Here is a 24,780-nt window from a genome sequence, read left to right on the forward strand (position 1 = left end):
CACCTATTCAAATCCCTATGAAGTTCCAAATATGGGAGCGGGCTTGCGCGCGAAAGCGGTGGGTCAGTCACTGATAGCTGGCTGACCCACCGCTTTCGCGAGCAAGCCCGCTCCCACACTGAATTGTGCTCGCCTCCAAACCTCAATCAATCCGCGCAAACCGCTCAATCACCGGCTGCTCCCGATGCTCGGCCTGCCACAAGTCATAGGCGCTTTGCATCGACAGCCATAACTGCCCAGTGCTCACACCTGCCCGCTCAAGCCGCACCGCCAAGTCAGGACTAACAGGCGCACGCCCATGCAAAATCCTCGAAAACGTCTCACGGGCGAATCCCAGGCGCCGGGCCATTTCGGTGATGGTGATGTCCAGGGCAGGGATTACATCTTCAAGCAGGATTTCACCTGGGTGAGGTGGGTTGTGCATGGGCATGTTGGTCTGTCCGACGGCGATGAGTATCAGTCGCGAGGCTAGGCCGGTCATTTCCGAGCAGCAACCCTAAACCATTGTATGAATCTTCCTATCGGCCTTCCGAGTTTGCTCACTCTGGTGCAGTTTGACCCTACAAATGTCGGAATAGGATGGAGTTGTTGTAGGCAAGTTCTGTATCTGGATTGCGCGGGATGTTCAGTGCCAGGTGGGGTGCTAGGTTCAGCGCTCCTCACAGCCAGCAAGGATTCGCAAATGGCCGTACCGTTAATGCCGCCGGGTGTTTCACTTCTCGAAAATATGGCGACCGCCAAGTGTAAAGGCACTCATCTCCAGCCAGGCTCGGCATTCGCTTATTCCTGGTTTTACTCACAGGTCAGGGCTGCCGGCCCATGGAACTACAAGAAGCGAGGGCGTCAGTACGAAGCTTTTGGTAACTTCAATTATGGTGCTACAGGTACGGTGCTGGGTATTCCCGAGCATGTTCTGTTACGGGCAGCAGGTGTCGCTCAAACATTCGCAAAAACCACCAAGCCGGAATTTGGGTCATGGTGGGGCGCAGACCCTTTTGGCGATGATCCTCGAGATCAATAGTGGATAAGGAGGGGTATTGAGTATGCAATTTCTCAGGGCTACTAAGGGCCTCTTGCCGGTTCTGCGCAACTGCCTGCTGGTAGCCTGCCTGATTTATATCGGGGGCAATTGGATCATGTCATCCGGTACACCGGATTTGGACGAAGTGGTTTTGAAACACTCCTTGGGCAACGGCAGCTCAATTTATGGAGCACGTGACGGTCAGGGCGGCGCGACAGTGGGATTTTCCTACAGGTACTACGTTCATAAGGACTTAGGTAGTGATCGGGAGATACTGACAGCGCTGGTTTCGGCACACCCCTTTTTGAAAACCAAAGCGCCGGATGTTCAAGTGACCCGGCAGGATGGCGTCATCCACCTCACTGTTCGTGGTGAGGTTTATGAGTACCGCAGCTATCCGCTTGAAGGTTTGGGCGCTGTGAGCATAGACATGAAGTTGTAGACCGGCTGGCTTCGGATTTTTCCTGCAAGATGTTGGGCCATGCATGAACTTGTCGCGTGCCGTCAGCGCGCCTAGTCTTCGTCCTGTCATCGCAAAAAACGGTGACACGGACGTGCAAGTCCGGTTACATATCGGCGCACCAACGCCCATAGCCATCCAACGGGCGTTTTTTATGCCTGCTGTATTTGTTATGGCGGCTGTGCGTGGGAGACCCTTCGGGGTCTGCCGGGGTCCGATATGCCCGGTCTTGCACACCTGCGCACAGCTGCCACCTTTATTCGCGTGCAAGCGGAAGAGGGCAGTCTCCATCACATATCGGAGCTGTAAATCATGGTCAAACCTACCCCCAACCCGCCGCTCTTGACCGTAAACCCGCACGAAAACACCGAAACCCTGCTGGTCAACGCCAGCGAAACCCTGTCTTCTCTTAACGCACTCACCTGCAATTTCGCCTTCGACCTGGACACCTCCCAGCGCGCGATCATGCTCGGCATCCAGCAAATGGCGGAGCTGGGGCAGCTATTAGTGGACCGTGCCCTGGAACAGATTTCCCCTTCTCTAGTGACTTAAAACTTGATCGTTCCCAAAAAGGGACCTATCGTTCCCTTTTTGGGACTCTTTGGCCGCTGCCATGCACACCTTGCCGATCAGCACTGCACTCTTCACCGTCACCCAACAAAAAGTACTGGGCCTGCTGTTCGGCAAACCTGACCAAAGCTTCTTCACCAATGAGATTGCGCGATGGGCCCAGGTGGGCAAGGGCAGCCTCACTCGTGAGCTTGAACGTCTGCAATTGGCGGGCATCTTGAGCATGACGCGCCAAGGCAACCAGACCCATTACCAAGCCAACCCCCAATGCCCGATTTACTCGGAGTTGTTGGCCATCGTGCGCAAGACCCTGAGCCTGGATGAACCATTGCGCACTGCACTGGCGCCGTTCGCCAAGCAGATAACCTGGGCGTTTATCTACGGCTCCATCGCCAAAGGCGAGGCGCACTCATCCAGTGACATAGATCTCATGTTGATCGGCGAAAGCCTCAACTACAGTGAAGTCATGGAGCAGCTCATGCCGCTGGAAGAGCAACTGGGCCGCACCCTCAACCCGACGCTTTACACCCCTGAAGACTGGATCGGCAAATGGAATGCCGGGAACAGTTTTGTGCAGCGGGTCGTGCAGCAGGACAAGATCAACCTGATGGGGAGCAACCCCCTGGAATCCACGGATGGACAACAAGGTAAACCTGGAGAATCTGCAACGTAGCGGCGGCTTGAAGGCTGAGCCGCCGGATCGCAAAGAGTGTGATGGGCTGATGCGTTCAGCCAGGGATCGGCTGAGGGACGCCGGTAATCCGCAGTTATCATTCGCCAGTCGTTTCGACCTGGCTTACAACGCCGCTCATGCTATCGCCCTTACAGCCTTGCGCTTGCAAGGTTATCGTTCGGATAAACGCTATCTGGTCTTCCAATGCCTGGTTCATACCGCAGACGCCGGCAAGGTGCAGGTGAGGTTGTTGGCGTTGTGTCATGAGCGTCGGAACCTCGCGGAATATGAAGGGTACATGGATGAAGATGAGGCGCTGCTGGGCCAATTAATGGAAGGTGCGAAGATATTAATGAGCAATGTGCAAGCATTGCTTGCTGGTCATAGGTGGGAATGAATCACCGGTCAACTGTAGGAGCCGGCTTGCCGGCGATGGCGTGCTGTCAGTTGGCACATTGTTCAATTAGCGACCGCTATCGCTGGCAAGCCAGCTCCTACACAGGCTTTGTTACTCCAGCCGTAACGGTTCACCACCGAGCTTGATTGATGGCCCTCTGAATCACTCCTAAGGTACAGCCCACGACAGCAAACCCGTGGAGCGACCATGACAACAACAATCACCCCCGATTCGCGCTGGACGCGGCGGCGCGACGAGAAGCAGCGGCGGCTCGGGCTGGTCAAAAAATACGCAAACGGGGCGGTGTTGCCCAGTGACAGGATCGTCGAGGCGCTTGAGGCGCTGATCCTGCCCGGTGACCGTGTGGTGTTGGAGGGCAATAACCAGAAGCAGGCGGATTTCCTCTCGCGCTCCCTCGCCAAAGCCGACCCGTCCAAGCTCCACGACTTGCACATGATCATGCCCAGTGTTGGCCGTTCCGAGCACCTGGACCTGTTTGAAAAAGGCATCGCCCGCAAGCTGGATTTCTCCTTCGCCGGCACCCAATCCCTGCGTATCAGCCAGTTGCTCGAAGACGGCCTGCTGGAAATCGGCGCGATCCACACCTACATCGAACTCTATGCGCGGCTGGTGGTGGACCTGATCCCCAACGTGGTGCTTTCCGCCGGATTTATGGCCGACCGCGCCGGCAATATCTACACCGGCGCCAGCACTGAAGACACCCCGGCGCTGATCGAGCCCGCCGCGTTCAGCGATGGCATCGTGATCGTGCAGGTCAACCAGTTGGTGGATGACGTCACCGATTTGCCGCGTGTGGATATCCCGGCGAGCTGGGTGGATTTTGTGGTGGTGGCCGACAAGCCGTTCTATATCGAGCCGCTGTTCACTCGCGACCCGCGCCACATCAAGCCGGTGCACGTGCTGATGGCAATGATGGCAATCCGTGGCATCTACGAAAAACACAATGTGCAGTCGCTCAACCACGGCATCGGTTTCAACACTGCCGCCATCGAGTTGATCCTGCCGACCTACGGTGAATCCCTTGGCCTTAAGGGCAAGATCTGCCGCAACTGGACCCTCAACCCGCACCCCACGCTGATCCCTGCGATTGAAAGCGGCTGGGTGGAAAGCGTGCATTGCTTCGGCACCGAACTGGGCATGGAGAACTACATCGCCGCACGGCCGGATGTGTTCTTCACCGGCCGCGACGGCTCGATGCGCTCCAACCGGATGTTTTGCCAACTCGCCGGCCAATACGCGGTGGACCTGTTTATCGGCGCGACGCTGCAAGTCGACGGTGACGGCCATTCCTCTACCGTGACCCGTGGCCGTCTGGCCGGTTTTGGTGGCGCACCGAACATGGGTCACGACCCGCGCGGTCGCCGCCATGGCACGCCGGCGTGGTTGGATATGCGCCACGACGATGCGCCCGAAGCCTTGTTGGAGCGCGGCAAAAAACTTGTAGTGCAAATGGTCGAGACCTTCCAGGAAGGCGGCAAACCCACCTTCGTCGACACCCTCGATGCCGTGGAGGTCGCGCGCAAAAGCGGCATGCCGCTGGCACCGATCATGATCTACGGCGATGACGTCACTCACCTGCTCACCGAAGAGGGCATTGCCTACCTGTACAAAGCGCGTTCACTCGAAGAGCGCCAGGCGATGATCGCTGCCGTCGCAGGTGTCACGGCGATTGGCATGCGCCACAACCCCAAGGACACCGCGCGCATGCGCCGCGAAGGCCTGATCGCCTTGCCCGAAGACTTGGGCATCCGCCGCACCGACGCCACCCGCGAGTTGTTGGCCGCCAAGAGCGTAGCCGACCTGGTGGAGTGGTCCGGTGGCTTGTACAACCCGCCCGCCAAATTCAGGAGCTGGTAAATGCGCGCCCTTAAATTGCATGAACTCAGCCTTGCGGATCGCCTGGCCGATCTGGCCGTCGATGCGCTGATCGATGAAGCGGACCTGTCGCCCAAACCCGCGCTGGTGGACCGGCGTGGCAACGGCGCCCACAGTGATTTGCACCTGGGCCTGATGCACGCCTCGGCGTTGTCGCTGTGGCCGATGTTCAAGGAAATGGCCGAGGCGGCGATTGAATTCGGTGAAGTCGGCTTGCCCCTGCGTGAAGCCCTTGGGCGCATTGGCCGTGAAGGTGAGCAAGCAATGTTGACCACCACCAACGGCGTGAACACCCATCGCGGTGCGATCTGGGCCCTTGGTTTGCTCACGGCAGCGGCGGCGCTGGAACCTCGCGCCGTCACGCTGACGGCAGCCAAACTGGCCTTGCTCAACGACCGCTATGCGCCGCAGCCCGTGAGCCACGGTGCTCAAGTCGCCCAACGTTACGGCGCACGCGGCGCTCGTGAAGAAGCGCAGCTGGGCTTCCCGTCCGTGGTGCAACGCGGCTTGCCGCAGCTGCATCGAAGCCGCCAGCAAAACGCCGGCGAGCAGAACGCGCGCCTGGACGCCTTGCTCGCGATCATGACGGACCTGGCCGACACCTGCGTGCTCTACCGTGCTGGCACCGAAGGCCTCTACGCGATGCAACGCGGCGCCCAGGCCGTGCTGGAGGCAGGCGGCAGCGCAACCCTCGGCGGTCGTCGCCAGCTGCACGCGCTGGACCTTCAACTGCTGGCCCTGAATGCCTCCCCCGGCGGCGCCGCCGACCTGTTGGCCGCCTGCCTGTTTATCGACCGCCTCGACGGAGCGTTGTGATGGAAACCTTGTCCTTTGAATTCCCCGCCGGGCAGCCGCCAAAAGGGCGTGCGCTGGTGGGTTGCGTCGGCTCGGGCGATCTGGAGGTGCTGCTGGAACCGGGCACGCCGGGCACGCTGACCATCCAGGTGCAAACCTCGGTGAATGGCGCCGAGCAACGCTGGCAGCATCTGTTCGAGCGCATCTTCCAGGAGCAGACCCCGCCGGCCTTGAACATTGATATCCACGACTTCGGTGCCACCCCCGGCGTGGTGCGCTTGCGCCTGGAGCAGGGTTTCGAGGAGATCGGCCATGACTGACTTACTCGCCAAACACAGCTTCGTTGAACTGGGCGCTCGGCAGCGGGCCAAGGCGTTGCTGGACGCCGGCTCCTACCGCGAATTGATCGACCCGTTCCAGCGCGTCATGTCGCCGTGGCTCAGCCGCCAAGGCGTGGTGCCACAGGCCGATGACGGTGTGGTGATCGCCAAGGGCAGCATCGACGGCAAACCTGTCGTCATTGCCGCCATCGAAGGCAACTTCCAGGGTGGCAGTCTCGGCGAAGTGGGCGGCGCGAAAATCGCCGGCGCCCTGGAACTGGCCGCCGAAGACAACCGTAAGGGCGTCCCGACCCGCGCGGTGCTGCTGCTGGAAACCGGGGGTGTGCGCCTGCAGGAAGCCAACCTCGGCCTGGCCGCCATTGCCGATATCCACGCGGCGATTGTCGACCTGCGCCAGTACCAGCCGGTGATCGGCGTGGTGGCGGGCAGTGTCGGTTGCTTTGGCGGCATGTCCATCGCCGCTGGGTTGTGCAGTTACCTTGTTGTCACCCGCGAAGCACGCCTGGGTTTGAATGGCCCGCAAGTCATCGAACAGGAAGCGGGGCTTGAGGAGTACGACTCCCGCGATCGGCCTTTCATCTGGAGCCTGACCGGCGGTGAGCAACGCTTCAACAGCGGCTTGACCGATCGTTATGTCGCTGACGATGTGGCCGAGATTCAACAGACCGTCAGCGCATTACTACAACAAGGCCTGCCCACCCAACAACGCAGTCGCCAGGCCGACTATTACCTGGCGCGCATGGCCGAACTGGACGCCACGGCGCAGATCGACCCGGCGACAGTGCGCGAGCTGTATCAAGGAGAACGCTCATGAGAGGTTTGCAGTGGTTCAACGCATTGAGCGCCGGAGCGACAGCCGTTGAGGGTTTACCCAACTCGCTGAAAGTCGCCGATGGTGTGCTGGGTGAGCAGCCTGTGCGCTATATCGCTGTGGTCACCGACGCGCAAAACCGCTTCCCCCGCGCACGCAACGGCGAAGTCGGCCTGCTGGAAGGCTGGGGTCTGGCGAAGGCCGTCGATGAAGCCATCGCCCGAGGCGATAAACGCCCGATCATCGCCATCGTCGATGTACCGAGCCAAGCCTATGGCCGGCGCGAAGAAGCCCTCGGCATTCACCAAGCCCTGGCCGCCGCCGCCGACAGCTATGCCCGTGCGCGTCTGGCGGGGCACCCGGTGATTGCGCTGTTGGTCGGTAAGGCCATGTCCGGTGCGTTTCTCGCTCATGGGTACCAAGCCAATCGCCTGATTGCCCTGCGCGATCCCGGTGTGATGGTGCACGCCATGGGCAAGGCCTCGGCCGCGCGCGTGACGCTGCGCAGCGTTGAAGAGTTGGAAGCCCTGGCCGCCAGCGTGCCGCCCATGGCCTACGACATCGACAGTTACGCCAGCCTGGGGTTGCTGTGGGAAACCTTGTCGGTCAGCCAGATTGAACAGCCCACGCCGGAGGATGTGGCGCGTGTCAGCGATTGCCTGGTGAGTGCGACCAAGGATATTGGCAGCACCGACTTGAGCGGCCGCCTGGGTGCGACCAACCGCGCCGCTTCCAGCCACATACGCCAACTGCTGCGGGAACAATGGTGAACGCCCACGACTTGCTCTGGGGCATGACCCCGGCGCATCTGCCTGCTGGCGCTCCGGCGTGGGCGGTGGAGGCAGTAGGCACGGTGGTGGTGCGTCGCGCCACCGTCACGCCGGGCTGGGTCGCGGTAGGCGTGCGCGGGCGTTTGCGCGAGCAGCGGTTTGCCGCCGAAATGCCGATTGCCGCGGTGCAGCGGCGAGTAACGCCGGAAGCGCTGCGTGACGTTGCCTCGACACGGGACTTACCGGCCTTGCAGGCGCTCGAACAGTTGCGGCCAGTGCTGACGCCCTTGAATTGGGGCATCACCGGCAGCGCGGGTTTTGAGCTGGCCACGGGCATTGAAGCGCTGCATGCCCAGAGCGATCTGGACCTGATTCTGCGCACGCCCGAGCCGCTGGATCGCAACGATGCACGCGACTTGCTGACAGCCTTGGACAAAGCCGCGTGCGCTGTGGATATGCAACTGCAAACACCTTTCGGCGCTATCGCCCTGCGCGAATGGGCCGGTCCATCGCGGCGGGTGCTGTTGAAAACGGTCAGCGGTGCGCACCTCGTCCTCGACCCTTGGCAGGCCGTAGCATGAGCAGCCTTCTTGTCTTCCCCGGCCAGGGCGCCCAACGCCCCGGCATGCTCCAGGCGTTGCCGGCCGATGTGTTGGAACACGCCAGCGAAGCCTTGGATGAAGACGTTCGTGCATTGGATTCGGCGCACGCCCTGGCGAGTACCCGCGCCGTGCAGCTTTGCCTGCTGATCGCCGGCGTGGCCCACGCTCGCTTGCTGCAGCACACGCCGGATTACGTCGCAGGGCTGTCCATCGGTGCTTACCCGGCAGCGGTGATTGCCGGTGCGCTGGATTTCGCCGACGCCCTCAAACTGGTCAGCCTGCGCGGCGAACTGATGCAAAACGCTTATCCACAGGGCTACGGCATGACCGCGATCATCGGCCCGGAGTTATCCACCGTCGAAAACCTGCTGGCCGAAATCCACAGCCCCGAAACCCCGGTGTACCTGGCCAATATCAACGCCGACAACCAGACGGTGATCGCCGGCAGCGACAAAGCCATGAAGCTTGTCGCCAGTCGCATCAAAGGCAACGGCATCGCCAAGCGCCTGGCCGTCAGTGTGCCGTCTCACTGCGCGTTGCTGGAGCAGCCAGCCCAGGCTTTGGCACAAGCCTTCGTGCCGCTCAAGGCGCCGCGCATCACCTACCTGAGCAGCACCCGTGCGCGGCCGATCCACAACCCGGAGCAACTGCGCGACGACCTGGCCTTCAACATGTGTCGCATCGTCGACTGGCGCGGCACCGTGCAAAGCGCCTACGAGCGCGGCGTGCGCCTGCAAATCGAACTGCCTCCGGGCGCGGTGCTCACCGGCCTGTCGCGCCGGGTGTTTGAACAGGGCACGGTGATCGCCTGCGAAGGCGCACGCCTGGACACTTTGCAGGCCCTGCTGCAAGAGGAGGAACGCCGCCACCGATAAAGCAGCACCCAAGGCTTTCGAAGCACAACAACAACAATTTCGATCGAGCACTTTGAGGACAACAACAATGATTATCTACGGTGTGGCATTGCTGGCGATCTGCACGCTTGCAGGCGTGATCATGGGCGACATGCTCGGCGTGTTGCTGGGCGTCAAATCCAACGTGGGCGGGGTGGGCATCGCGATGATCCTGCTGATCTGCGCCCGCCTGTGGATGCAAAAGCGCGGCGGCATGACCAAGGATTGCGAAATGGGCGTCGGCTTCTGGGGCGCCATGTACATCCCCGTGGTAGTGGCGATGGCCGCGCAACAAAACGTCGTGACCGCCCTGCACGGCGGCCCGGTGGCGGTACTCGCGGCGATTGGTTCTGTGGTGGTGTGTGGTTGCACCATCGCGCTGATCAGCCGTACCCACAAGGGCGAACCCTTGCCCGATGAAGAGCCGCTGATCGCGCCAGTAGGAGGTCGCTGATATGTGGGATCTCATTGAAAAAGGTTTGGAACACAACGGCCTGATTACCGCGTTTGCCTTCGTTGGCGTGGTCATGTGGATTTCGGTGGTGCTGTCCAAGCGCCTGACCTTCGGGCGTATTCATGGCTCGGCGATTGCCATTGTCATCGGCCTGGTATTGGCCTGGGTCGGCGGCACGATCACCGGCGGCCAGAAAGGCCTGGCGGACCTGGCGCTGTTCTCCGGGATCGGCCTGATGGGCGGCGCGATGCTGCGCGACTTCGCCATCGTCGCCACCGCGTTCGAAGTGCAAGCCACCGAGGCGCGCAAGGCCGGGATGATCGGTGTGATTGCGCTGCTGTTGGGCACGATCCTGCCGTTTATCGTCGGTGCAAGCATGGCCTGGGCCTTTGGTTATCGCGATGCGATCAGCATGACCACCATTGGCGCGGGTGCCGTGACCTATATCGTCGGCCCGGTGACCGGTGCGGCGATTGGCGCGACCTCGGATGTGATGGCGCTGTCGATTGCCACCGGGTTGATCAAGGCGATTCTGGTGATGGTTGGCACGCCGGTCGCAGCGCGCTGGATGGGCTTGGATAACCCGCGTTCGGCGATGGTGTTTGGTGGGTTGGCCGGCACGGTGAGCGGTGTGACGGCGGGCTTGGCGGCGACGGATCGGCGGCTGGTGCCGTATGGCGCGTTGACGGCGACGTTCCACACCGGGCTGGGTTGCCTGCTCGGGCCTTCGCTGCTCTATTTCATCGTGCGCGGGTTGGTTGGGTAAGTTTGGACTTTGTGTTGCTAGTTAGGGCCTCTTCGCGAGCAAGCCCGCTCCCACACTTGACCGAGTTCCAGTATGAGAATGCGGTCAAAATGTGGGAGCGGGCTTGCTCGCGAAAGCGGTTTTTCAGGCTTGGCGGTTGGCGTACATACGGCATTCCGCCAACAGCGCGAGCAAGTTCGGATCGCGCTCCTTGGCCTTCAGGAACACCACACCAATATGCTGCTGCAACCGATACCTGGGTTGCAGCGGTATCAGCTTCACGCGGTTCTCATACACCGCCGCAATCCTACCTGGCAGCAGTGCATAACCCACGCCCGAGCTGACCATGCTCAGCAGCGTGAAGATGTCATTGACCTGCATCGCCACCTTCGGCTCGAAGCCCGCCTGCTTGAATACGCGATTGCCATCCTGGTGCGTGGCGAAGCCTTGGGTGAGGGTGATGAAGGTCGCGTCGCGCACGTCGGCAAGGTCGATCTCGCGCTCGCGGTCGAAGGGGGAATCGGCGGGGGTGGCGAGGAAAATATCATCGGAAAACAGCGCAATCTGTTCGCAGTCGGGGTCGTTGGCGTGTTCGTCCAGGGAGATGAGGATCGCGTCCACTTCCATGTTCTTGAGCTTGTAGAGCAGGTCGAAGTTGGAGCCCAGGATCAGGTCGATGTTGAGTTCGCTGCGGCGGATCTTCAGGCCCATGATCAATTGCGGCACGGTTTTCACCGTCAGCGAATACAGCGAGCCGAGCTTGAAGCGCTCGGCGGAAAAACCGGCGGCTTCGCGGGTGAGGCGCACGCTGTCGACCACATCGGCAACCAGTTTTTGCGCGCGCTCTTCCAATACGTAGGCGCTTTCCAGCGGCGTGAGGTTGCGCCCTTCGTGTTTGAACAGCGGGCAGCGCAGGGCGTTTTCCAGCGAGTGGATGGCGCGGTGCACGCTGACGTTACTGGTTTGCAGCTCGGCGGCGGCGCGGGCCAGGTTGCCGGTGCGCATGAACGCCAGGAAGATTTCCAGTTTCTTGAGGGTGAATTCTTCGTCGATCAGCATGGCCGTGGCTCTTGTTCGAATGCTGTCGATTGTGCCCGCAAAACCGCACGGCGTCCTCGGAACGTCATAAGCCGCTTGCACTCTTATGCGCAAGGCCGGACGCTTGCCGGTCAGTGCTTAACGATTACAGGAGGCCAGTGACAGATGTACCACGGGGAACGCTTCAACGCCTGGAGCCATTTGCTCGGTGCAATCGCGGCGTGTATTGGCGCCGTGTGGATGTTGGTGGTGGCGAGCCTGGACGGCAGCCCCTGGAAGATCGTCAGCGTGGCGATCTATGGTTTTACCTTGATGGTGCTGTACAGCGCGTCCACCGTGTACCACAGCGTGCAGGGGCGCCGAAAAGAGATCATGCAGAAGGTCGATCACTTTTCGATCTACCTGTTGATCGCCGGCAGCTACACGCCGTTTTGCCTGGTGACGCTGCGCGGGCCATGGGGCTGGACGCTGTTCGGGATTGTATGGGGGCTGGCGGTGATCGGCATTCTGCAGGAGATCAAGCCGCGCTCCGAGGCGCGCATCCTGTCGATCGTAATCTACGCGGTGATGGGCTGGATTGTGCTGGTGGCGGTCAAGCCGTTGATGGCCGCACTGGGTATGGCAGGGTTTATCTGGTTGGCTTCAGGCGGGGTGTTGTACACCGTCGGCATTATCTTCTTTGCCCTGGAACACCGCCTGCGCCATTCCCATGGCATCTGGCACCTGTTTGTGATCGGCGGCAGCCTGCTGCACTTTGTGGCGATCATGCATTACGTGCTGTAGGCGCCGGCTTGCCAGCTCATAGCTTTATAGGCGTTGCAGCAGGTCACGGGCGCGCTGGCCGAAGATCTCCAGCAGGTTGGCCAACATGTGAGGCGGCGGTTCGTCGGCGCGGGTCAGGGCGTACAGGGTGATCGGCAGCGGCGGGGTCAGCGTGCGAATGCAGGTAGTCGCGGTCGATGCGCCGAGGGCGGTGAAGGGGTCGATGACCGTCAGGCCGGCACCGGATTCGACCATCGCGCGGGCCAGCGAGTAGGTCTGCACCGAGATCGTTACGCGCGGCGGTGGGTCGACATTTTCCAGGTAACTGTCGAGTTTCGCTGCCAGTGGGTCCGCGCTGGAAAGGCCAATCAGCGGCGCTCCCGCCAGGTCAGCCAAGGCCAAGGGGCTGCTCAGTTCGGCTTCAGACCAATAGCCGCTGGACGCCAATGCCACCAACACACCGTTGGCCAGCACCTGCTTGGTCAGCCCCGGATGGCCGGAGAAGTTCAGCGTCAGCGCCAAGTCAATCTCACGCATCAGCAGCTTCTGCACCAGCTCGCGGCTATGATCGCTGGACAGTTCGCAAGCCATGTCCGGGTAGGCGTGCTTCCACTCCAGAATAGCCGGCGGCAGCAGCGATAGGGCCAGCGCCGGGATCGCGCCGATGCGCACACTCTGGCCCGGTGCACGGCGCAGGCTCTTGGCCAGGCGGCGCACGCCTTGCAGGCTTTCGGTGACTTTCTCGACTTCGCTTTCCAGCGCCAGGGCTTCTGGCGTGGGCTGCAACTTGCCGCGCACGCGCAGAAACAGGGGGAAGCCCAGCTGCAATTCGGCGTGCTGCAACACCTTGGTGACGGCGGGCTGCGATACGTGCAGCAACTGCGCGGCGGCGCTGACGGAGCCGGTCTGGCGAATAGCCTGGAAGATTTCGATATGACGCAAGCGCATGGCGAGTCCATAACCTTTGTTTATAGGTGGCCCATCTTTATTCATTGTCGGTGGCCTGTCACCTGCCCCTAGGCTTGAGGCCTCTTGATTCAACGGCGGGCGGCAAAGATGGTGTGCATCATTGGCGGTGGGGTGATTGGTCTGGCCAGCGCTTACGCGTTGGTGCGTGCAGGTCACGAGGTAACGGTGATCGAGGCGCGCGAGACCCTGGGCAGCGAAACCAGTTTCGCCAACGGCGGGCAATTGTCCTATCGCTACGTGGCACCGTTGGCCGATGCTGGCGTGCCGCTGCAAGCCATTGGCTGGTTACTGCGCGGTGACTCGCCGCTCAAGCTGCGCCCACGCCTCGACCCCCAGCAATGGCGCTGGATGGCGGCGTTCCTGGGCGCCTGCCGTGGCTCGGTGAACAAACGCAATGCCGCGCACCTGCTGCGCCTGGCCTCCCTGAGCCAGGACACCTTGCAGCAATGGCGCGACGACGACCACCTGGACGGCTTCGACTGGCGACGCAACGGCAAGCTGGTGACCTTTCGCAACCCCAGGTCCTTTGAACAGGCGCGCAGCAAGGTCACTGATATCCTGCAACAGCAGGTGCTGTCTGCCGCCGATTGCGCGCGTCTGGAGCCTGCGCTGGCGGGCGGTGGATTTGTCGGCGGGATCTATACGCCCAATGAAGAGGTCGCCGATTGTCATGCCTTCTGCCAGCGATTAGCGGCGCGGCTGCAAGCGTCGGGGCGTTGCACCTTTTTGTTGGGGCGCAAAGTCACCAGGATTCGCCATGCCGAGGGCGCGGTACAGGCTATCGAGATAGGGGATGAAGTAATGCCGGTCGAACACCTGGTGCTGGCGGCCGGGTATCGCAGCGCCGAGTTGGGCGTGCCGTTGCCGCTGTACCCGCTCAAGGGCTACAGCCTCAGCGTGCCGATTGGCGCGCAACACCAGGCGCCGAACGTGAGCATCACCGACTATGACCGCAAGATCGTCTACGCGCGTATCGGTGAACAACTGCGGGTCGCGGCCATGGTGGACATCGTCGGCTTTGACGCCAGCCTCGAGCCCAAGCGCCTGGCGCTGATAAAACGCCAAGCCCTGGAGACGTTTCCGCTGGCCGGCGATTATGCCCACGCAGTGGAATGGGCCGGTATGCGCCCGGCCACCCCGACCAGTGTGCCGCTGATTGGCGCGAACGTCTACCGCAACCTGTGGCTGAACCTGGGCCATGGTGCACTGGGTTTCACCCTGGCCTGTGGCAGCGCCCAAGTGCTGGCCGAACTGATCGGCCAACACGTTCCTTCCATTGATATGCAGGGCCTATCGCCCCGCGCCGCCTGAGGATGTTCCATGACCATCAACCGAATCAACAGCAACGAACGTCTCTCGGGTGCCGTGACCTTCAAGGACCTGGTATTTCTCTCCGGCCAGGTGCCCGGTGACGGCCAGGATGTGGCGAGCCAGACCCAGGAGGTGCTGGACCGAATCGACGCGCTGCTGGCCCAGGCGGGCAGTGACAAGGACCACCTGCTCAACGCCACCATTTACCTGAAGGACATCGGCACCGGTTTCGCACCGATGAATGCGGTGTGGTCTGCGTGGCTGTCGCCGGGCATGGCGCCCACGCGCACCACCCTGCAAGCGGAGCTGGCACGACCGAGCGTGCTGGTGGAAATCAGCGTGATCGCTGTACGTAAATAACTCAAACAATTCAAACAACAACGGAGCATAACAATGAAAAGAATCCTGTTGGCCGGCTGCACCCTGGGGCTTTTATTCGGCGCACAGGTCCAGGCGAATGAAGCGCCCTTGGGCGGCACGCTGGAAAAGATCGGCAACGCCAAGTCCATCACCCTGGGCTATCGCGATGCGTCGGTGCCGTTTTCTTATGTGGGCGATCACAGCGGCAAACCCATGGGCTACTCGGTAGACCTGGCGAGCAAGATCGTCGAACGTATCCAACAGAAAACCGGGGTGGCGAAGCTCAATGTGAAGTACAACCTGGTGACGTCCCAGACCCGTATCCCCTTGGTGCAAAATGGCACCGTCGACCTGGAATGCGGCTCCACCGGCGTGACCGCCGAGCGGCAGAAGCAGGTGGCGTTTTCCTACGGGTTTATCTACGTGAAGGGGCAACTGCTCACGGCCAAGGACAGCGGTATCAAAGGCTTTCCCGACCTGGCAGGCAAGAACGTGGTGACCACCGCGGGCACCACCAACGAGCGCTTTCTCAAGAGTTACAACGCCGAGCACAAAACCAACATGTTCGTGATCAGCGCCAAGGACCACGGTGAAGCGTTCAAGATGCTCGAAACAGGCCGCGCTGTGGCGTTCTACATGGACGACGCGTTGCTCTACGGCGAGCGCGCCAAGGCCAAGGACCCACACAACTGGGTCGTGGTGGGCGAGGAGCAATCGCGCGAAATCTACAGTTGCATGGTGCGCAAGGACGACCCGCAGTTTCTGGCGGTGGTCAACGAAACACTCGCCGACCTGTACCGCAGTGGCGAGATCAACGGGATTTACCAGCGCTGGTTTGAACAGCCGATTCCGCCCAAGGGGCTGAACCTGGAATTTCCGATGACCAGCGAGCTAAAGGCGATCATTGCCAAGCCGGTCAGCGATCCCGTGGAGTAATCCCTAGAAGTCGCCCCACAATTGTTGGGCGACTGCCAACGCTACCACCGGCGCCGTCTCGGTACGCAGCACGCGCGGGCCGAGGCGGGCGGCGTGGTAGCCGACCCCCTGGGCGGTGTCGACTTCGTTGTCGGTCAGCCCGCCCTCGGGTCCAATCAGAAACGCCAGGCTCGACGGCTTGGCATGGCTGACCATCGGCTCGGCCACCGGGTGCAGCACCAGTTTCAAATCCGCCTCGGTCTGCTTCAACCAGTCCGCCAGCAAGAGCGGTGGGTGAATCACCGGCACCGTGGAGCGCCCGCATTGTTCGCAGGCGCTGATCGCCACTTGGCGCCAGTGCAGCAGGCGTTTGTCGGCGCGTTCATCCTTGAGGCGCACTTCGCAGCGCTCGCTGAAAATCGGCGTGATCGCATTGACGCCCAGTTCGGTCGCCTTCTGTATCGCCCAATCCATGCGTTCGCCACGGGACAGGCCCTGGCCGAGGTGGATGTGCAGCGGCGATTCGGCCTGGCCCGCAAAGCTTTCGGTGAGTTGCACGGTGACGCGCTTTTTACCGACTTCCAGCAGGCTGCCCAGGAACTCCTGGCCCGAGCCATCGAACAATTGCACGGCATCGCCTTCGCCCATGCGCAGCACACGACTGATGTAGTGCGCCTGGGCTTCGGGTAGCTCATGGTCGCCGAGGCTGAGCGGGGTGTCGGTAAAAAAGCGGGACAGTCTCATTTCTGTTCTCTGGAAAATAGGGTGTTCCTGTAGGAGCCGGCTTGCCGGCGACAAGGGCGTTGGCGCTGCGCTGAATTACGGGCCCCATCGCCGGCAAGCCGGCTCCTACACGGGTGTGAGTGATCAACCGGGATCGCGGAAGCCTGGGTGAAAGTCTTTCGGCACGGCAACACTGACCTTGCTGTTGGTGGCGATATCGATGCCTTCGCTGGCGACTTCGGCGAGGAAGTCGATCTGCTCCGGCGTGATCACATAGGGCGGCAGGAAATACACCACGCTGCCCAATGGACGTAACAGTGCGCCGCGTTCCAGGGCGTGTTCGAACACCTTCAGGCCACGGCGTTCCTGCCACGGGTAGGCGGTCTTGGTGGCTTTGTCCTGCACCATCTCGATGGCCAGCACCATGCCGGTCTGGCGCACTTCCGAGACGTGAGGATGGTCCACCAGGTGCGCGGTGGCCGTGGCCATGCGTTGGGCCAGGGCCTTGTTGTTCTCGATGACGTTGTCTTCTTCGAAAATATCCAGCGTCGCCAACGCCGCCGCACAGGCCAGCGGGTTCCCCGTGTAGCTATGGGAATGCAGGAAGGCGCGCAGCGTCGGGTAGTCGTCGTAGAACACGCTGTACACATCTTCGGTGGTAACCACGGCCGCCAGCGGCAGGTAGCCACCGGTGAGGGCCTTGGACAGGCACAGGAAGTCCGGACGGATGCCGGCTTGCTCGCAGGCGAACATCGTCCCGGTACGGCCGAAGCCGACGGCAATTTCATCGTGGATCAGGTGCACGCCGTAGCGGTCGCAGGCTTCGCGCAGCAGTTTGAGGTACACGGGGTGGTACATGCGCATGCCGCCGGCGCCCTGGATCAGCGGTTCGACGATCACGGCGGCGACGGTATCGTGGTGCTCGGCGAGGGTCTGCTCCATCACCTGGGCCATCGTGCGCGAGTGGTCTTCCCAGCTCACGCCTTCGGGGCGCAGGTAGCAATCGGGGCTTGGCACTTTGATCGTGTCGAGCAGCAGCGCCTTGTAGGTCTCGGTGAACAGCGGCACGTCGCCCACCGACATCGCGGCGATGGTTTCGCCGTGGTAGCTGTTGGTCAGGGTGACGAAGCGCTTCTTGTTCGGCAGGCCACGGTTGAGCCAATAGTGGAAGCTCATCTTCAGCGCGACTTCGATGCACGACGAGCCGTTGTCGGCGTAGAAGCAGCGGGTCAGGCCCTCGGGTGTCATCTGCACCAGGCGCTCGGACAACTCGATCACCGGCTGGTGGCTGAAACCGGCGAGGATCACATGTTCCAGCTGGTCGACCTGGTCCTTGATGCGTTGGTTGATGCGCGGGTTGGCGTGGCCAAACACGTTGACCCACCAGGAACTGACGGCATCGAGGTAGCGCTTGCCTTCGAAGTCTTCCAGCCAGACGCCTTCACCGCGCTTGATCGGGATCAGCGGCAATTGCTGGTGGTCTTTCATCTGGGTGCAGGGATGCCACAGCACGGCGAGGTCGCGTTGCATCCACTGGTTGTTCAAGCCCATCGGTTATCTCCTCGAAGCGGTCCTGCGGCGGGCGCAGGTGAATCAATCGCGCAAGCCTATGCAATGGTGGCTCGAGTCACAACCTATTGTGAGTGAATTCGCGGTAAACACAGGACGGTCTGTCACGTTTCTTAGGAATAGTCCTTAATCCGTCGTTAACTTATTGTGCCTAGGCTCCAGATCGTATTTCTCGATATTTCAAAGCGAAATTTTCCGCTTTAATTCGATAGGTAAATCGCTAGTCTTGGGCACAGCTCTTACGGGATTTGGGACATGCAGCTACGTAATTCATCGGCCCGCTATGGTTGGGTCAGCATTGTTTTGCACTGGGGCGTCGCCCTGGTGGTGTTTGGCCTGTTCGCCCTGGGCTTGTGGATGGTCGGTCTCGACTACTACAGCGCCTGGCGCAAAGACGCGCCGGACCTGCATAAGAGCATTGGCATCACGCTGTTCGCCATCATGCTGGTGCGTATTGTCTGGCGCCTGGTGAGCCCACCGCCACCACCGCTGGCCAGCTACAGCCGCATGACCCGTGTCGGTGCTGCATTTGGCCACGCGTTCCTTTATCTCGGGCTGTTTGCCGTGATGATCGCCGGTTACCTGATTTCCACCGCAGACGGTGTCGGTATCCCGGTGTTTGGCCTGTTTGAGATTCCTGCCGTGGTTTCCGGGCTACCGGACCAGGCAGATAACGCAGGCCTGGTACACCTGTACCTCGCTTGGGTGTTGGTGGTCTTCGCCGGCTTGCATGGCGTGGCTGCGTTCAAACACCACTTCATTGATCGTGATGCGACCCTGGTTCGTATGCTGGGGCGCAAAGCCTGATGTTCAACCTCGACTCACAAGGAATAGAAAGCATGTTGAAAAAGACCCTCGCCGCTCTGGCAATCGGTACTGCCCTGCTGTCCGCAGGTCAGGTGATGGCAGCTGACTACAAGATCGACAAAGAAGGCCAGCACGCCTTCATCGACTGGAAAATCAGCCACCTGGGCTACAGCTTCATTCACGGTACCTTCAAGGATTGGGATGGCACGTTCAGCTGGGATGCCGCCAAGCCAGAGGCCAGCAAAATCGCGGTCGACGTGAAAACCGCCAGCCTGTGGTCCAACCACGCAGAACGTGACAAGCACATCGCCAGCAAAGATTTCCTGGACGTTGCCAAGTTCGCTGATGCCAAGTTCGTCTCCACCGCAGTCAAGTCCACCGGCGACAAAACCGCTGACGTGACCGGCGACCTGACCTTCCACGGCGTGACCAAGCCGGTGACCTTCAAGGCCACCTTCAACGGTGAGGGCAAAGACCCGTGGGGCGGCGAGCGTGCCGGCTTCAACGCCAAGACCACTGTCAACCTGAACGACTTCGGCATCAAAGGCCCAGGTCCGTCCTCGCAGACTGTGGACCTGGACATCTCGCTGGAAGGTGTGAAGCAGAAGTAATTTCTGTTTTTACACGAAAAAACCGGATCCTGAGATCCGGTTTTTTTATGCCTGGAATGCAATCAATGTGGGAGCTGGCTTACCTGCGCTGCGGGCACCTCGGAGCATCAGGCACACCGAGTCAATGCAATCGCAGGCAAGCCAGCTCCCACAGTTGATTTGTGTTGAGTCAAAAAAAATGCCCCGTCTCTAAAGAGGCGGGGCATTTTTATCGGCGTTGAAAATCAGCGATTGCGGGTCAGCAGCGCTGGTTTTTCACCACGAGGACGGCCTGGCAGTTGATCCAACTGCTCGGGTGTCGGGAAGCGGTCAGCCTTCGACTCCTTGTGGATGATCTTTGGCGCCGGGCCACCGCGTGGGTTCTGCACGGCCGGTTCGGAGGAGCGAGGCTGGTCGTCACGGGCTGGGCGACGGTTGTTGCTGCGCGAGTCTTCGCGGCGAGCCTGGCCGTCACGGGGTGCACCGTTACGCGGGCCGTTGCGCTTGGCAGGCGGCGTACCGGTGGTGCCGCCGCTGCTGTTGCGCGGGCCGTTCTGGCGGCCGCCTTGTGGTTGGCCGCCACGTGGAGCGCCTGCGCCTGCACCCTGTGCCGGGGCACCTGGACGACGGCCACGGCCTTGGGCCGGTTTGGCCTGTGGCACGTAGTCAACGCGGTTACCGAAGTTATCCACATCGTCGTCGAGGAACTCGTCCGGCGCACGGTCGGCAGCAGCGCGTGGTGGCTGGCTCGGCTGGCGCTGTTCGCGGGCCGGGGTGCCTTCACGGGGTTTCTGCTCACGGGCTGGGCGTTCGCCACGGCCACTGGAGGCGGATTTTTCCTTGCCTTTGTCTTTGCCTTTGTCGCGACGACCGCCGCCACCACCGCCGCCGTTCGGGCCATCGCCCTTCGGACCACGTGGGTTGCGCGGGTTGCGCACGTCCGGACGCTCGCGCGCTTCTGGCTTCTCGGCCTCCACGGCGCTGGCATCGAAGCCCATCAGGTCGCCGTCGGCGATTTTCTGCTTGGTCATGCGCTCGATGCTTTTCAGCAGTTTTTCTTCGTCTGGTGCGACCAGGGAGATGGCTTCACCCGAGCGACCGGCACGGCCAGTACGGCCGATACGGTGCACGTAGTCTTCATCGACGTTGGGCAGCTCGAAGTTGACCACGTGCGGCAGTTGGTCGATATCCAGGCCGCGGGCGGCGATATCGGTGGCAACCAGGATGCGCACAGAGCCGGCCTTGAAGTCGGCCAGGGCCTTGGTGCGCGCGTTCTGGCTCTTGTTGCCGTGGATGGCGACGGCGGTGAGGCCGTGCTTGTCCAGGTATTCGGCCAGGCGGTTGGCGCCGTGCTTGGTGCGGGTGAACACCAGCACCTGTTCCCACGCGCCGGCGGTGATCAGGTGGGCCAGCAGCGCACGCTTGTGGCTGGCGGCCAGGCGGAAGACGCGTTGCTCGATCCGCTCGACCGTGGTGTTCGGCGGTGTGACTTCGATGCGTTCCGGGTTGTGCAACAGCTTGCCGGCCAGGGCAGTGATGTCCTGGGAGAACGTTGCCGAGAACAGCAGGTTCTGACGTTTGGCCGGCAGGCGGGAGAGGACCTTTTTCACGTCATGGACAAAGCCCATGTCGAGCATGCGGTCGGCTTCGTCCAGCACGAGGATTTCCACGTGGGACAAGTCGACGCTGCCTTGGCCACACAGGTCGAGCAAACGACCCGGGCAGGCCACCAGTACGTCGACGCCACGGGACATGGCCTGAACCTGTGGGTTCATGCCGACGCCGCCGAAGATGCAGGCGCTGACGAACTTCAAGTCGCGGGCATACAGCTTGAAGCTGTCGTGCACCTGGGCGGCGAGTTCGCGGGTTGGGGTCAGGACCAGTACGCGTGGTTGGCGCGGGCCGTGACGCTGGGATTTGTCCGGGTGACCGTTGGGGAACAACCGCTCCAGAATCGGGAGGGCGAAGCCGCCGGTTTTACCAGTACCTGTCTGAGCCGCAACCATCAGGTCGCGACCTTGCAACACGGCGGGAATGGCCCGCTGTTGCACCGGAGTAGGCTCGGTATAGCCCGCTGCCTCGATGGCGCGGACTAAAGCCTCGGAGAGACCGAGGGAAGCAAAGGACATGAGTAATCCTGTTTTAGTTAGGGCTTGGCCCAAAGGGATAATCTTGCCGGGCGTGAATGGCGCTTAGGGGAGCGCAACCCCGTCCGGTCCTGCTGCGTCTGGCGGGCACTCCACCGGCTCGCGCGGGCTGAAAGCTGCGCTGTAGCGGGGTTGGGTGCCTTTTTCAAGACCTCAGCGGCCGGGCGTGAGCCTGGCGGAAAGGCCGGAGTATAACAGAGCAATCAGGGCGCGCTGCTTTCCTGCTGCTCAACGGTGCGTCCAGACCCCGTATTCGCCTGGATTCCACCATATTTGGCGCTCAAGGCACTATAGGCCGGTTCCTGTTTGAAGCGTTTGAGCTCGGCGGCAAACCGTTGTACCAGCAGGTCCATGCCCGCGCCACGGCGTACTGCGAGGAACTGCGGCTGGCGGCTGACCACCGCCGGCGCCTGGCTGACCTTGCCCTCCAGGCCCAGCGCCTTGATCACATGCTGGCCCACTCGACGGTCGGTGATCACCATGTCGATACGTCCCAGCATCAGTTTGCCGAAGTTGGCCTCATGGCTGGGGGCCGGTTCGCGGTTGAACAGGCTGGAGTCGCTGAACTCTGCACCGTACAGGTAGCCCGGCGAGGTACCGACGGTAAGGCCGCGCAGGTCTTCGAGGCTTTGGGCTGGGTGGGGACGCTCATTGGCATAGAAGAGCACGAACTCGACTTCCGACAGCGGTTCGCTGGGGTACAGCAGCAAGGCGTCGCGCTCATGGCTGTGGAATATATCCAGCGCCCCGTCGGCCTGGCCCTGGTCGAGCATGACCAGGCAGCGCTTCCAGGGCAGGAACTGCCATTGCACGTCCACCCCCAGGCGCTGGAACACGATCACGGTGGTCTCGTAGTCCAGCCCGTGCATGGTGCCCTGGTCCTCATACACGTAGGGCGCCCAGGGCTCGGTGACAATGCGCAGTTTCTCGCCATAAGCGGCCAGGCTCAGGCAAGTGAATAAGGCAGCAGTCAACAACTTCAGAATGACGGGCATGCCCTGAGGTTACGACGCCCCGCCGTTAAAGAGAAGCTCTGCAACAAGCATCTGCGGGCGATGCTATTTGGTCTCTGAGGTCATCAGGTGTTCGTAGATGGCTGCGCGTCGCTCGCCGAGAATCAGGCGCACCAGCGGGTTGGCGAACCAGTGTTCCAGTTGGTGCGCGTCAACCGGGCATTGCTGGCGCTCTTCCTGATTCTGTCGCGCTTTGTCCCACCAAACCGGGCCACACGCCTGATCGAACTCGTTTTCGTGTTCGTAGCAGCCGTAGAGAATCTCGCGGATAAATTGCTGCTTGCGCTTGGGCAGCGCCAGGGTGATCAGCTTGTACATCAGGCGCTGCAGGCGCGGTGGACGGGGCAGGTGGGCGGAGACCTTGCGGGTATCGGCCAGCGCCTGGTCGCAGGTGGGGGCGGTGGCGTGCTTGTTGATCCAGGCCCTGACTTTGGCGCGAAACAGCTGTTTGCGGCTCCAGTAATGATGGATCAGGTCCGGGCACTGGCGCACGTTGACGTGACGGTACGCGGCAACCGACAGGCAGAACTCTTCCAGGGTGTAGGCACCTTGGGCCATTGGAAACAGCTCGTCCATCAGCTCGATCGAATGATCCAGCAGGTGCGCGTCCTGCCGGGCCATGCCCATGACGCCGGAGTTGAGCAGCCACATATCGTCGTCGGCGACACCTTTGTCGGCCAGGTGCTTGGCCAGGGCTTCGTACAGCACGCTTTCGCGGTTATCACCGTATTTGGCGTGGAAAGCATTGCACAGCAGGGTGCCGGGGGCGACGCGTTCGAACAGCGCCATCGGCGAGTCGTGGAAGAACGTGTCGGTATCGATCAACAAGGCCCGTTCCGCGGTTTCCAGCACTTGGCGCAACAGCACATGTTTGGTTCGGAAATGGTAGCCGTGGGGCTCGCTCCAGCGTTTGCGCGTGGCGTCATCCAGGGTGTGGACCTGCACCGGCAAGCCCGCGTAGGGTGCCGGGTTGTCGCTGAACACCTGGATGTCCAGCGGCATGTTCGCGGTACCGCCCAGGTGTGACAGGGCGCTGGCGATGCTGAATACCGCTTCCTGATGATAGGTCTCGGCCCCGAATACCAGGTAAACCAGCTGAGGGCGGTGAGTCAGTGACGCTGTATTCATTTACTGCAGGCATCCATTCCGGGGAGAGATAAACAAAAAAAGCCCCCGTATAAACGGGGGCCTGGGGGCTGCTTGAACAGACCTCAGCGCGGCAGCTTGAGGTTGTTCCAGATGGCCAGGCTCGGTTCAGCCTGGTTAAGGGTATAGAAGTGCAGCCCTGGTGCGCCACCTTGCAACAATTCTTCACACATTGTGCTGATGACCTGTTCGCCAAACGCCTGGATGCTCTTGACGTCGTCGCCATAGGCTTCCAGTTGCTTGCGCACCCAACGTGGGATCTCGGCACCGCAGGCGTCAGAAAAACGTGCCAGCTTGCTGTAGTTGGTGATCGGCATGATGCCCGGCACGATCGGGATGTTCACACCCATGGCCCGTACACGCTCGACGAAGTAGAAGTAGCTGTCGGCGTTGAAAAAGTACTGGGTGATCGCGCTGTCGGCGCCGGCGTTGGCCTTGCGCACGAAATTCTGCAGATCGTCTTCGAAGTTGCGGGCCTGGGGGTGCATCTCCGGGTAAGCCGCCACTTCGATATGGAAGTGATCGCCGGTTTCCTCACGAATGAAGCTCACCAGGTCATTGGCGTAGCGCAGCTCACCGCTGGCCATGCCCATGCCGGACGGCAGGTCGCCACGCAGGGCGACGATGCGCTTGATGCCGGCGGCCTTGTATTGGGTCAGCAGGCCGCGCAGGTCGGCCTTGCTGTCGCCCACGCAGGACAAATGCGGAGCGGCGGGAACTTTGACTTGGCTTTCCAGCTGCAACACGGTGTTGATCGTGCGATCGCGGGTCGAGCCACCGGCGCCGTAGGTGCAGGAGAAGAAGTCGGGGTTGTAGCTGGCCAACTGCGTGGCAGTCGCCATCAGTTTTTCATGCCCAGCATCGGTCTTGGTCGGGAAGAACTCGAAGCTGTAGCGACGGTCTTGGGACATGGTCGTATCCTTGGAAACTCAAAACTGGAAGGCTTACACCGTCAATGTGGGAGCGGGCTTGCTCGCGATTGCGGTGGGTCAGTCATGATTG

At 61.4% G+C, this 24,780-nt stretch carries 29 protein-coding genes; 20 read left to right on the forward strand and 9 right to left on the reverse strand.

Annotated elements, in window-relative coordinates; all coding sequences use genetic code 11:
- Window positions 1–142: 142 nt before the first annotated feature.
- Entirely contained in the window at window positions 143–430 is a 288-nt protein-coding gene (locus CWC48_RS12560; RefSeq protein WP_100492518.1) for a HigA family addiction module antitoxin, read from the reverse strand.
- Between the two features lie 252 nt (window positions 431–682).
- Here CWC48_RS12560 and CWC48_RS12565 point away from each other — a divergent pair, with 252 nt between their 5' ends.
- The 14 genes from CWC48_RS12565 to madM all read left to right on the forward strand — a co-directional run bounded on the left by CWC48_RS12565 (window position 683) and on the right by madM (window position 10,449).
- Window positions 683–1,021 (forward strand): polymorphic toxin type 44 domain-containing protein, encoded by a 339-nt coding sequence (locus CWC48_RS12565; protein ID WP_250883527.1) that lies wholly within the window; start codon window positions 683–685, stop codon window positions 1,019–1,021.
- Window positions 1,022–1,043: 22 nt separating this feature from the next.
- Window positions 1,044–1,463, forward strand: a complete 420-nt coding sequence (locus tag CWC48_RS12570; RefSeq protein ID WP_078050547.1) for a hypothetical protein — start codon at window positions 1,044–1,046, stop codon at window positions 1,461–1,463.
- Window positions 1,464–1,793: 330 nt separating this feature from the next.
- Complete coding sequence (locus CWC48_RS12575) at window positions 1,794–2,033, forward strand: DUF6124 family protein (protein ID WP_100491952.1); 240 nt, start codon at window positions 1,794–1,796, stop codon at window positions 2,031–2,033.
- Window positions 2,034–2,094: 61 nt separating this feature from the next.
- Window positions 2,095–2,724: a nucleotidyltransferase domain-containing protein gene (locus tag CWC48_RS12580; RefSeq protein WP_068937827.1), complete on the forward strand. Its 630-nt coding sequence runs from the start codon at window positions 2,095–2,097 to the stop codon at window positions 2,722–2,724.
- The gene (locus tag CWC48_RS12585; RefSeq protein ID WP_028618290.1) at window positions 2,687–3,121 is read left to right on the forward strand and encodes a hypothetical protein; all 435 of its coding nucleotides are present in this window, start codon (window positions 2,687–2,689) and stop codon (window positions 3,119–3,121) included. The genes CWC48_RS12580 and CWC48_RS12585 overlap by 38 nt, the downstream gene beginning before the upstream one ends.
- Window positions 3,122–3,328: 207 nt before the next feature.
- The gene (gene mdcA / locus CWC48_RS12590) at window positions 3,329–4,999 is read left to right on the forward strand and encodes a malonate decarboxylase subunit alpha (RefSeq protein ID WP_100491953.1); all 1,671 of its coding nucleotides are present in this window, start codon (window positions 3,329–3,331) and stop codon (window positions 4,997–4,999) included.
- A complete protein-coding gene (locus CWC48_RS12595) occupies window positions 5,000–5,833 on the forward strand; it encodes a triphosphoribosyl-dephospho-CoA synthase (RefSeq protein WP_038849449.1) in 834 nt (277 codons plus the stop codon).
- The gene (locus tag CWC48_RS12600; RefSeq protein WP_015886328.1) at window positions 5,833–6,132 is read left to right on the forward strand and encodes a malonate decarboxylase subunit delta; all 300 of its coding nucleotides are present in this window, start codon (window positions 5,833–5,835) and stop codon (window positions 6,130–6,132) included. The genes CWC48_RS12595 and CWC48_RS12600 overlap by 1 nt, the downstream gene beginning before the upstream one ends.
- Window positions 6,125–6,967: a biotin-independent malonate decarboxylase subunit beta gene (locus CWC48_RS12605; RefSeq protein WP_100491954.1), complete on the forward strand. Its 843-nt coding sequence runs from the start codon at window positions 6,125–6,127 to the stop codon at window positions 6,965–6,967. The genes CWC48_RS12600 and CWC48_RS12605 overlap by 8 nt, the downstream gene beginning before the upstream one ends.
- Window positions 6,964–7,734, forward strand: a complete 771-nt coding sequence (mdcE, locus tag CWC48_RS12610) for a biotin-independent malonate decarboxylase subunit gamma (protein WP_100491955.1) — start codon at window positions 6,964–6,966, stop codon at window positions 7,732–7,734. Before CWC48_RS12605 ends, mdcE begins: the two co-directional genes overlap by 4 nt.
- Window positions 7,728–8,315, forward strand: a complete 588-nt coding sequence (locus CWC48_RS12615) for a malonate decarboxylase holo-ACP synthase (protein ID WP_100491956.1) — start codon at window positions 7,728–7,730, stop codon at window positions 8,313–8,315. Before mdcE ends, CWC48_RS12615 begins: the two co-directional genes overlap by 7 nt.
- On the forward strand, window positions 8,312–9,211 hold the full coding sequence (gene mdcH, locus CWC48_RS12620) for a malonate decarboxylase subunit epsilon (protein WP_100491957.1): 900 nt from the start codon (window positions 8,312–8,314) through the stop codon (window positions 9,209–9,211). Before CWC48_RS12615 ends, mdcH begins: the two co-directional genes overlap by 4 nt.
- Window positions 9,212–9,278: 67 nt before the next feature.
- The gene (madL, locus tag CWC48_RS12625) at window positions 9,279–9,683 is read left to right on the forward strand and encodes a malonate transporter subunit MadL (protein WP_015886323.1); all 405 of its coding nucleotides are present in this window, start codon (window positions 9,279–9,281) and stop codon (window positions 9,681–9,683) included.
- A gap of 1 nt (window position 9,684) precedes the next feature.
- Window positions 9,685–10,449, forward strand: a complete 765-nt coding sequence (gene madM / locus CWC48_RS12630; RefSeq protein WP_010207194.1) for a malonate transporter subunit MadM — start codon at window positions 9,685–9,687, stop codon at window positions 10,447–10,449.
- 123 nt (window positions 10,450–10,572) lie between these two features.
- On the opposite strand, the gene CWC48_RS12635 is transcribed toward madM, so the two are convergent.
- A complete protein-coding gene (locus CWC48_RS12635) occupies window positions 10,573–11,487 on the reverse strand; it encodes a LysR substrate-binding domain-containing protein (RefSeq protein ID WP_100491958.1) in 915 nt (304 codons plus the stop codon).
- A 144-nt stretch (window positions 11,488–11,631) separates the two neighbouring features.
- On the opposite strand from CWC48_RS12635, the gene CWC48_RS12640 reads away from it, so the two are divergent.
- Window positions 11,632–12,249, forward strand: a complete 618-nt coding sequence (locus CWC48_RS12640; RefSeq protein ID WP_078050540.1) for a hemolysin III family protein — start codon at window positions 11,632–11,634, stop codon at window positions 12,247–12,249.
- Between the two features lie 24 nt (window positions 12,250–12,273).
- Here CWC48_RS12640 and CWC48_RS12645 read toward each other — a convergent pair whose 3' ends face one another.
- Window positions 12,274–13,176 (reverse strand): LysR family transcriptional regulator, encoded by a 903-nt coding sequence (locus tag CWC48_RS12645; protein ID WP_100491959.1) that lies wholly within the window; start codon window positions 13,174–13,176, stop codon window positions 12,274–12,276.
- Between the two features lie 108 nt (window positions 13,177–13,284).
- Here CWC48_RS12645 and CWC48_RS12650 point away from each other — a divergent pair, with 108 nt between their 5' ends.
- The 3 genes from CWC48_RS12650 to CWC48_RS12660 are packed head-to-tail and all read left to right on the forward strand — an operon-like array spanning window position 13,285 to window position 15,804.
- A complete protein-coding gene (locus CWC48_RS12650) occupies window positions 13,285–14,508 on the forward strand; it encodes a D-amino acid dehydrogenase (RefSeq protein ID WP_100491960.1) in 1,224 nt (407 codons plus the stop codon).
- Between the two features lie 9 nt (window positions 14,509–14,517).
- Window positions 14,518–14,868, forward strand: a complete 351-nt coding sequence (locus tag CWC48_RS12655) for a RidA family protein (RefSeq protein WP_099493109.1) — start codon at window positions 14,518–14,520, stop codon at window positions 14,866–14,868.
- Window positions 14,869–14,901: 33 nt separating this feature from the next.
- Window positions 14,902–15,804 (forward strand): transporter substrate-binding domain-containing protein, encoded by a 903-nt coding sequence (locus CWC48_RS12660; protein WP_078050536.1) that lies wholly within the window; start codon window positions 14,902–14,904, stop codon window positions 15,802–15,804.
- 3 nt (window positions 15,805–15,807) lie between these two features.
- On the opposite strand, the gene CWC48_RS12665 is transcribed toward CWC48_RS12660, so the two are convergent.
- A complete protein-coding gene (locus CWC48_RS12665; RefSeq protein ID WP_100491961.1) occupies window positions 15,808–16,527 on the reverse strand; it encodes a 16S rRNA (uracil(1498)-N(3))-methyltransferase in 720 nt (239 codons plus the stop codon).
- Window positions 16,528–16,650: 123 nt separating this feature from the next.
- A complete protein-coding gene (locus tag CWC48_RS12670; protein WP_100491962.1) occupies window positions 16,651–18,057 on the reverse strand; it encodes an adenosylmethionine--8-amino-7-oxononanoate transaminase in 1,407 nt (468 codons plus the stop codon).
- Between the two features lie 273 nt (window positions 18,058–18,330).
- On the opposite strand from CWC48_RS12670, the gene CWC48_RS12675 reads away from it, so the two are divergent.
- Both CWC48_RS12675 and CWC48_RS12680 read left to right on the forward strand, forming a co-directional pair.
- Window positions 18,331–18,882 (forward strand): cytochrome b, encoded by a 552-nt coding sequence (locus CWC48_RS12675; protein ID WP_100491963.1) that lies wholly within the window; start codon window positions 18,331–18,333, stop codon window positions 18,880–18,882.
- 32 nt (window positions 18,883–18,914) lie between these two features.
- The gene (locus tag CWC48_RS12680; protein ID WP_021492687.1) at window positions 18,915–19,493 is read left to right on the forward strand and encodes a YceI family protein; all 579 of its coding nucleotides are present in this window, start codon (window positions 18,915–18,917) and stop codon (window positions 19,491–19,493) included.
- Between the two features lie 224 nt (window positions 19,494–19,717).
- On the opposite strand, the gene CWC48_RS12685 is transcribed toward CWC48_RS12680, so the two are convergent.
- The 4 genes from CWC48_RS12685 to metF form a co-directional block, all read right to left on the reverse strand.
- Window positions 19,718–21,601: a DEAD/DEAH box helicase gene (locus CWC48_RS12685; protein WP_100491964.1), complete on the reverse strand. Its 1,884-nt coding sequence runs from the start codon at window positions 21,599–21,601 to the stop codon at window positions 19,718–19,720.
- A gap of 221 nt (window positions 21,602–21,822) precedes the next feature.
- On the reverse strand, window positions 21,823–22,614 hold the full coding sequence (locus CWC48_RS12690; RefSeq protein WP_078050531.1) for an ABC transporter substrate-binding protein: 792 nt from the start codon (window positions 22,612–22,614) through the stop codon (window positions 21,823–21,825).
- 63 nt (window positions 22,615–22,677) lie between these two features.
- The gene (locus CWC48_RS12695) at window positions 22,678–23,760 is read right to left on the reverse strand and encodes a hypothetical protein (protein ID WP_078050530.1); all 1,083 of its coding nucleotides are present in this window, start codon (window positions 23,758–23,760) and stop codon (window positions 22,678–22,680) included.
- A gap of 83 nt (window positions 23,761–23,843) precedes the next feature.
- On the reverse strand, window positions 23,844–24,689 hold the full coding sequence (gene metF, locus CWC48_RS12700; protein ID WP_071494443.1) for a methylenetetrahydrofolate reductase [NAD(P)H]: 846 nt from the start codon (window positions 24,687–24,689) through the stop codon (window positions 23,844–23,846).
- Window positions 24,690–24,780 lie beyond the last annotated feature (91 nt).

Origin of the sequence: Pseudomonas sp. S10E 269, from assembly GCF_002798465.1 — a bacterium.
GTDB classification, from domain to species: Bacteria; Pseudomonadota; Gammaproteobacteria; order Pseudomonadales; family Pseudomonadaceae; genus Aquipseudomonas; species Aquipseudomonas pergaminensis.

Excerpts from the sequence above, each read along its gene's own strand:
- CWC48_RS12560 (WP_100492518.1), bottom strand. The coding sequence starts at position 430 with ATGCCCATGCACAACCCACCTCACCCAGGTGAAATCCTGCTTGAAGAT.
- CWC48_RS12565 (WP_250883527.1), top strand. The coding sequence starts at position 683 with ATGGCCGTACCGTTAATGCCGCCGGGTGTTTCACTTCTCGAAAATATG.
- CWC48_RS12570 (WP_078050547.1), top strand. The coding sequence starts at position 1,044 with ATGCAATTTCTCAGGGCTACTAAGGGCCTCTTGCCGGTTCTGCGCAAC.
- CWC48_RS12575 (WP_100491952.1), top strand. The coding sequence starts at position 1,794 with ATGGTCAAACCTACCCCCAACCCGCCGCTCTTGACCGTAAACCCGCAC.
- CWC48_RS12580 (WP_068937827.1), top strand. The coding sequence starts at position 2,095 with ATGCACACCTTGCCGATCAGCACTGCACTCTTCACCGTCACCCAACAA.
- CWC48_RS12585 (WP_028618290.1), top strand. The coding sequence starts at position 2,687 with ATGGACAACAAGGTAAACCTGGAGAATCTGCAACGTAGCGGCGGCTTG.
- mdcA (WP_100491953.1), top strand. The coding sequence starts at position 3,329 with ATGACAACAACAATCACCCCCGATTCGCGCTGGACGCGGCGGCGCGAC.
- CWC48_RS12595 (WP_038849449.1), top strand. The coding sequence starts at position 5,000 with ATGCGCGCCCTTAAATTGCATGAACTCAGCCTTGCGGATCGCCTGGCC.
- CWC48_RS12600 (WP_015886328.1), top strand. The coding sequence starts at position 5,833 with ATGGAAACCTTGTCCTTTGAATTCCCCGCCGGGCAGCCGCCAAAAGGG.
- CWC48_RS12605 (WP_100491954.1), top strand. The coding sequence starts at position 6,125 with ATGACTGACTTACTCGCCAAACACAGCTTCGTTGAACTGGGCGCTCGG.
- mdcE (WP_100491955.1), top strand. The coding sequence starts at position 6,964 with ATGAGAGGTTTGCAGTGGTTCAACGCATTGAGCGCCGGAGCGACAGCC.
- CWC48_RS12615 (WP_100491956.1), top strand. The coding sequence starts at position 7,728 with ATGGTGAACGCCCACGACTTGCTCTGGGGCATGACCCCGGCGCATCTG.
- mdcH (WP_100491957.1), top strand. The coding sequence starts at position 8,312 with ATGAGCAGCCTTCTTGTCTTCCCCGGCCAGGGCGCCCAACGCCCCGGC.
- madL (WP_015886323.1), top strand. The coding sequence starts at position 9,279 with ATGATTATCTACGGTGTGGCATTGCTGGCGATCTGCACGCTTGCAGGC.
- madM (WP_010207194.1), top strand. The coding sequence starts at position 9,685 with ATGTGGGATCTCATTGAAAAAGGTTTGGAACACAACGGCCTGATTACC.
- CWC48_RS12635 (WP_100491958.1), bottom strand. The coding sequence starts at position 11,487 with ATGCTGATCGACGAAGAATTCACCCTCAAGAAACTGGAAATCTTCCTG.
- CWC48_RS12640 (WP_078050540.1), top strand. The coding sequence starts at position 11,632 with ATGTACCACGGGGAACGCTTCAACGCCTGGAGCCATTTGCTCGGTGCA.
- CWC48_RS12645 (WP_100491959.1), bottom strand. The coding sequence starts at position 13,176 with ATGCGCTTGCGTCATATCGAAATCTTCCAGGCTATTCGCCAGACCGGC.
- CWC48_RS12650 (WP_100491960.1), top strand. The coding sequence starts at position 13,285 with ATGGTGTGCATCATTGGCGGTGGGGTGATTGGTCTGGCCAGCGCTTAC.
- CWC48_RS12655 (WP_099493109.1), top strand. The coding sequence starts at position 14,518 with ATGACCATCAACCGAATCAACAGCAACGAACGTCTCTCGGGTGCCGTG.
- CWC48_RS12660 (WP_078050536.1), top strand. The coding sequence starts at position 14,902 with ATGAAAAGAATCCTGTTGGCCGGCTGCACCCTGGGGCTTTTATTCGGC.
- CWC48_RS12665 (WP_100491961.1), bottom strand. The coding sequence starts at position 16,527 with ATGAGACTGTCCCGCTTTTTTACCGACACCCCGCTCAGCCTCGGCGAC.
- CWC48_RS12670 (WP_100491962.1), bottom strand. The coding sequence starts at position 18,057 with ATGGGCTTGAACAACCAGTGGATGCAACGCGACCTCGCCGTGCTGTGG.
- CWC48_RS12675 (WP_100491963.1), top strand. The coding sequence starts at position 18,331 with ATGCAGCTACGTAATTCATCGGCCCGCTATGGTTGGGTCAGCATTGTT.
- CWC48_RS12680 (WP_021492687.1), top strand. The coding sequence starts at position 18,915 with ATGTTGAAAAAGACCCTCGCCGCTCTGGCAATCGGTACTGCCCTGCTG.
- CWC48_RS12685 (WP_100491964.1), bottom strand. The coding sequence starts at position 21,601 with ATGTCCTTTGCTTCCCTCGGTCTCTCCGAGGCTTTAGTCCGCGCCATC.
- CWC48_RS12690 (WP_078050531.1), bottom strand. The coding sequence starts at position 22,614 with ATGCCCGTCATTCTGAAGTTGTTGACTGCTGCCTTATTCACTTGCCTG.
- CWC48_RS12695 (WP_078050530.1), bottom strand. The coding sequence starts at position 23,760 with ATGAATACAGCGTCACTGACTCACCGCCCTCAGCTGGTTTACCTGGTA.
- metF (WP_071494443.1), bottom strand. The coding sequence starts at position 24,689 with ATGTCCCAAGACCGTCGCTACAGCTTCGAGTTCTTCCCGACCAAGACC.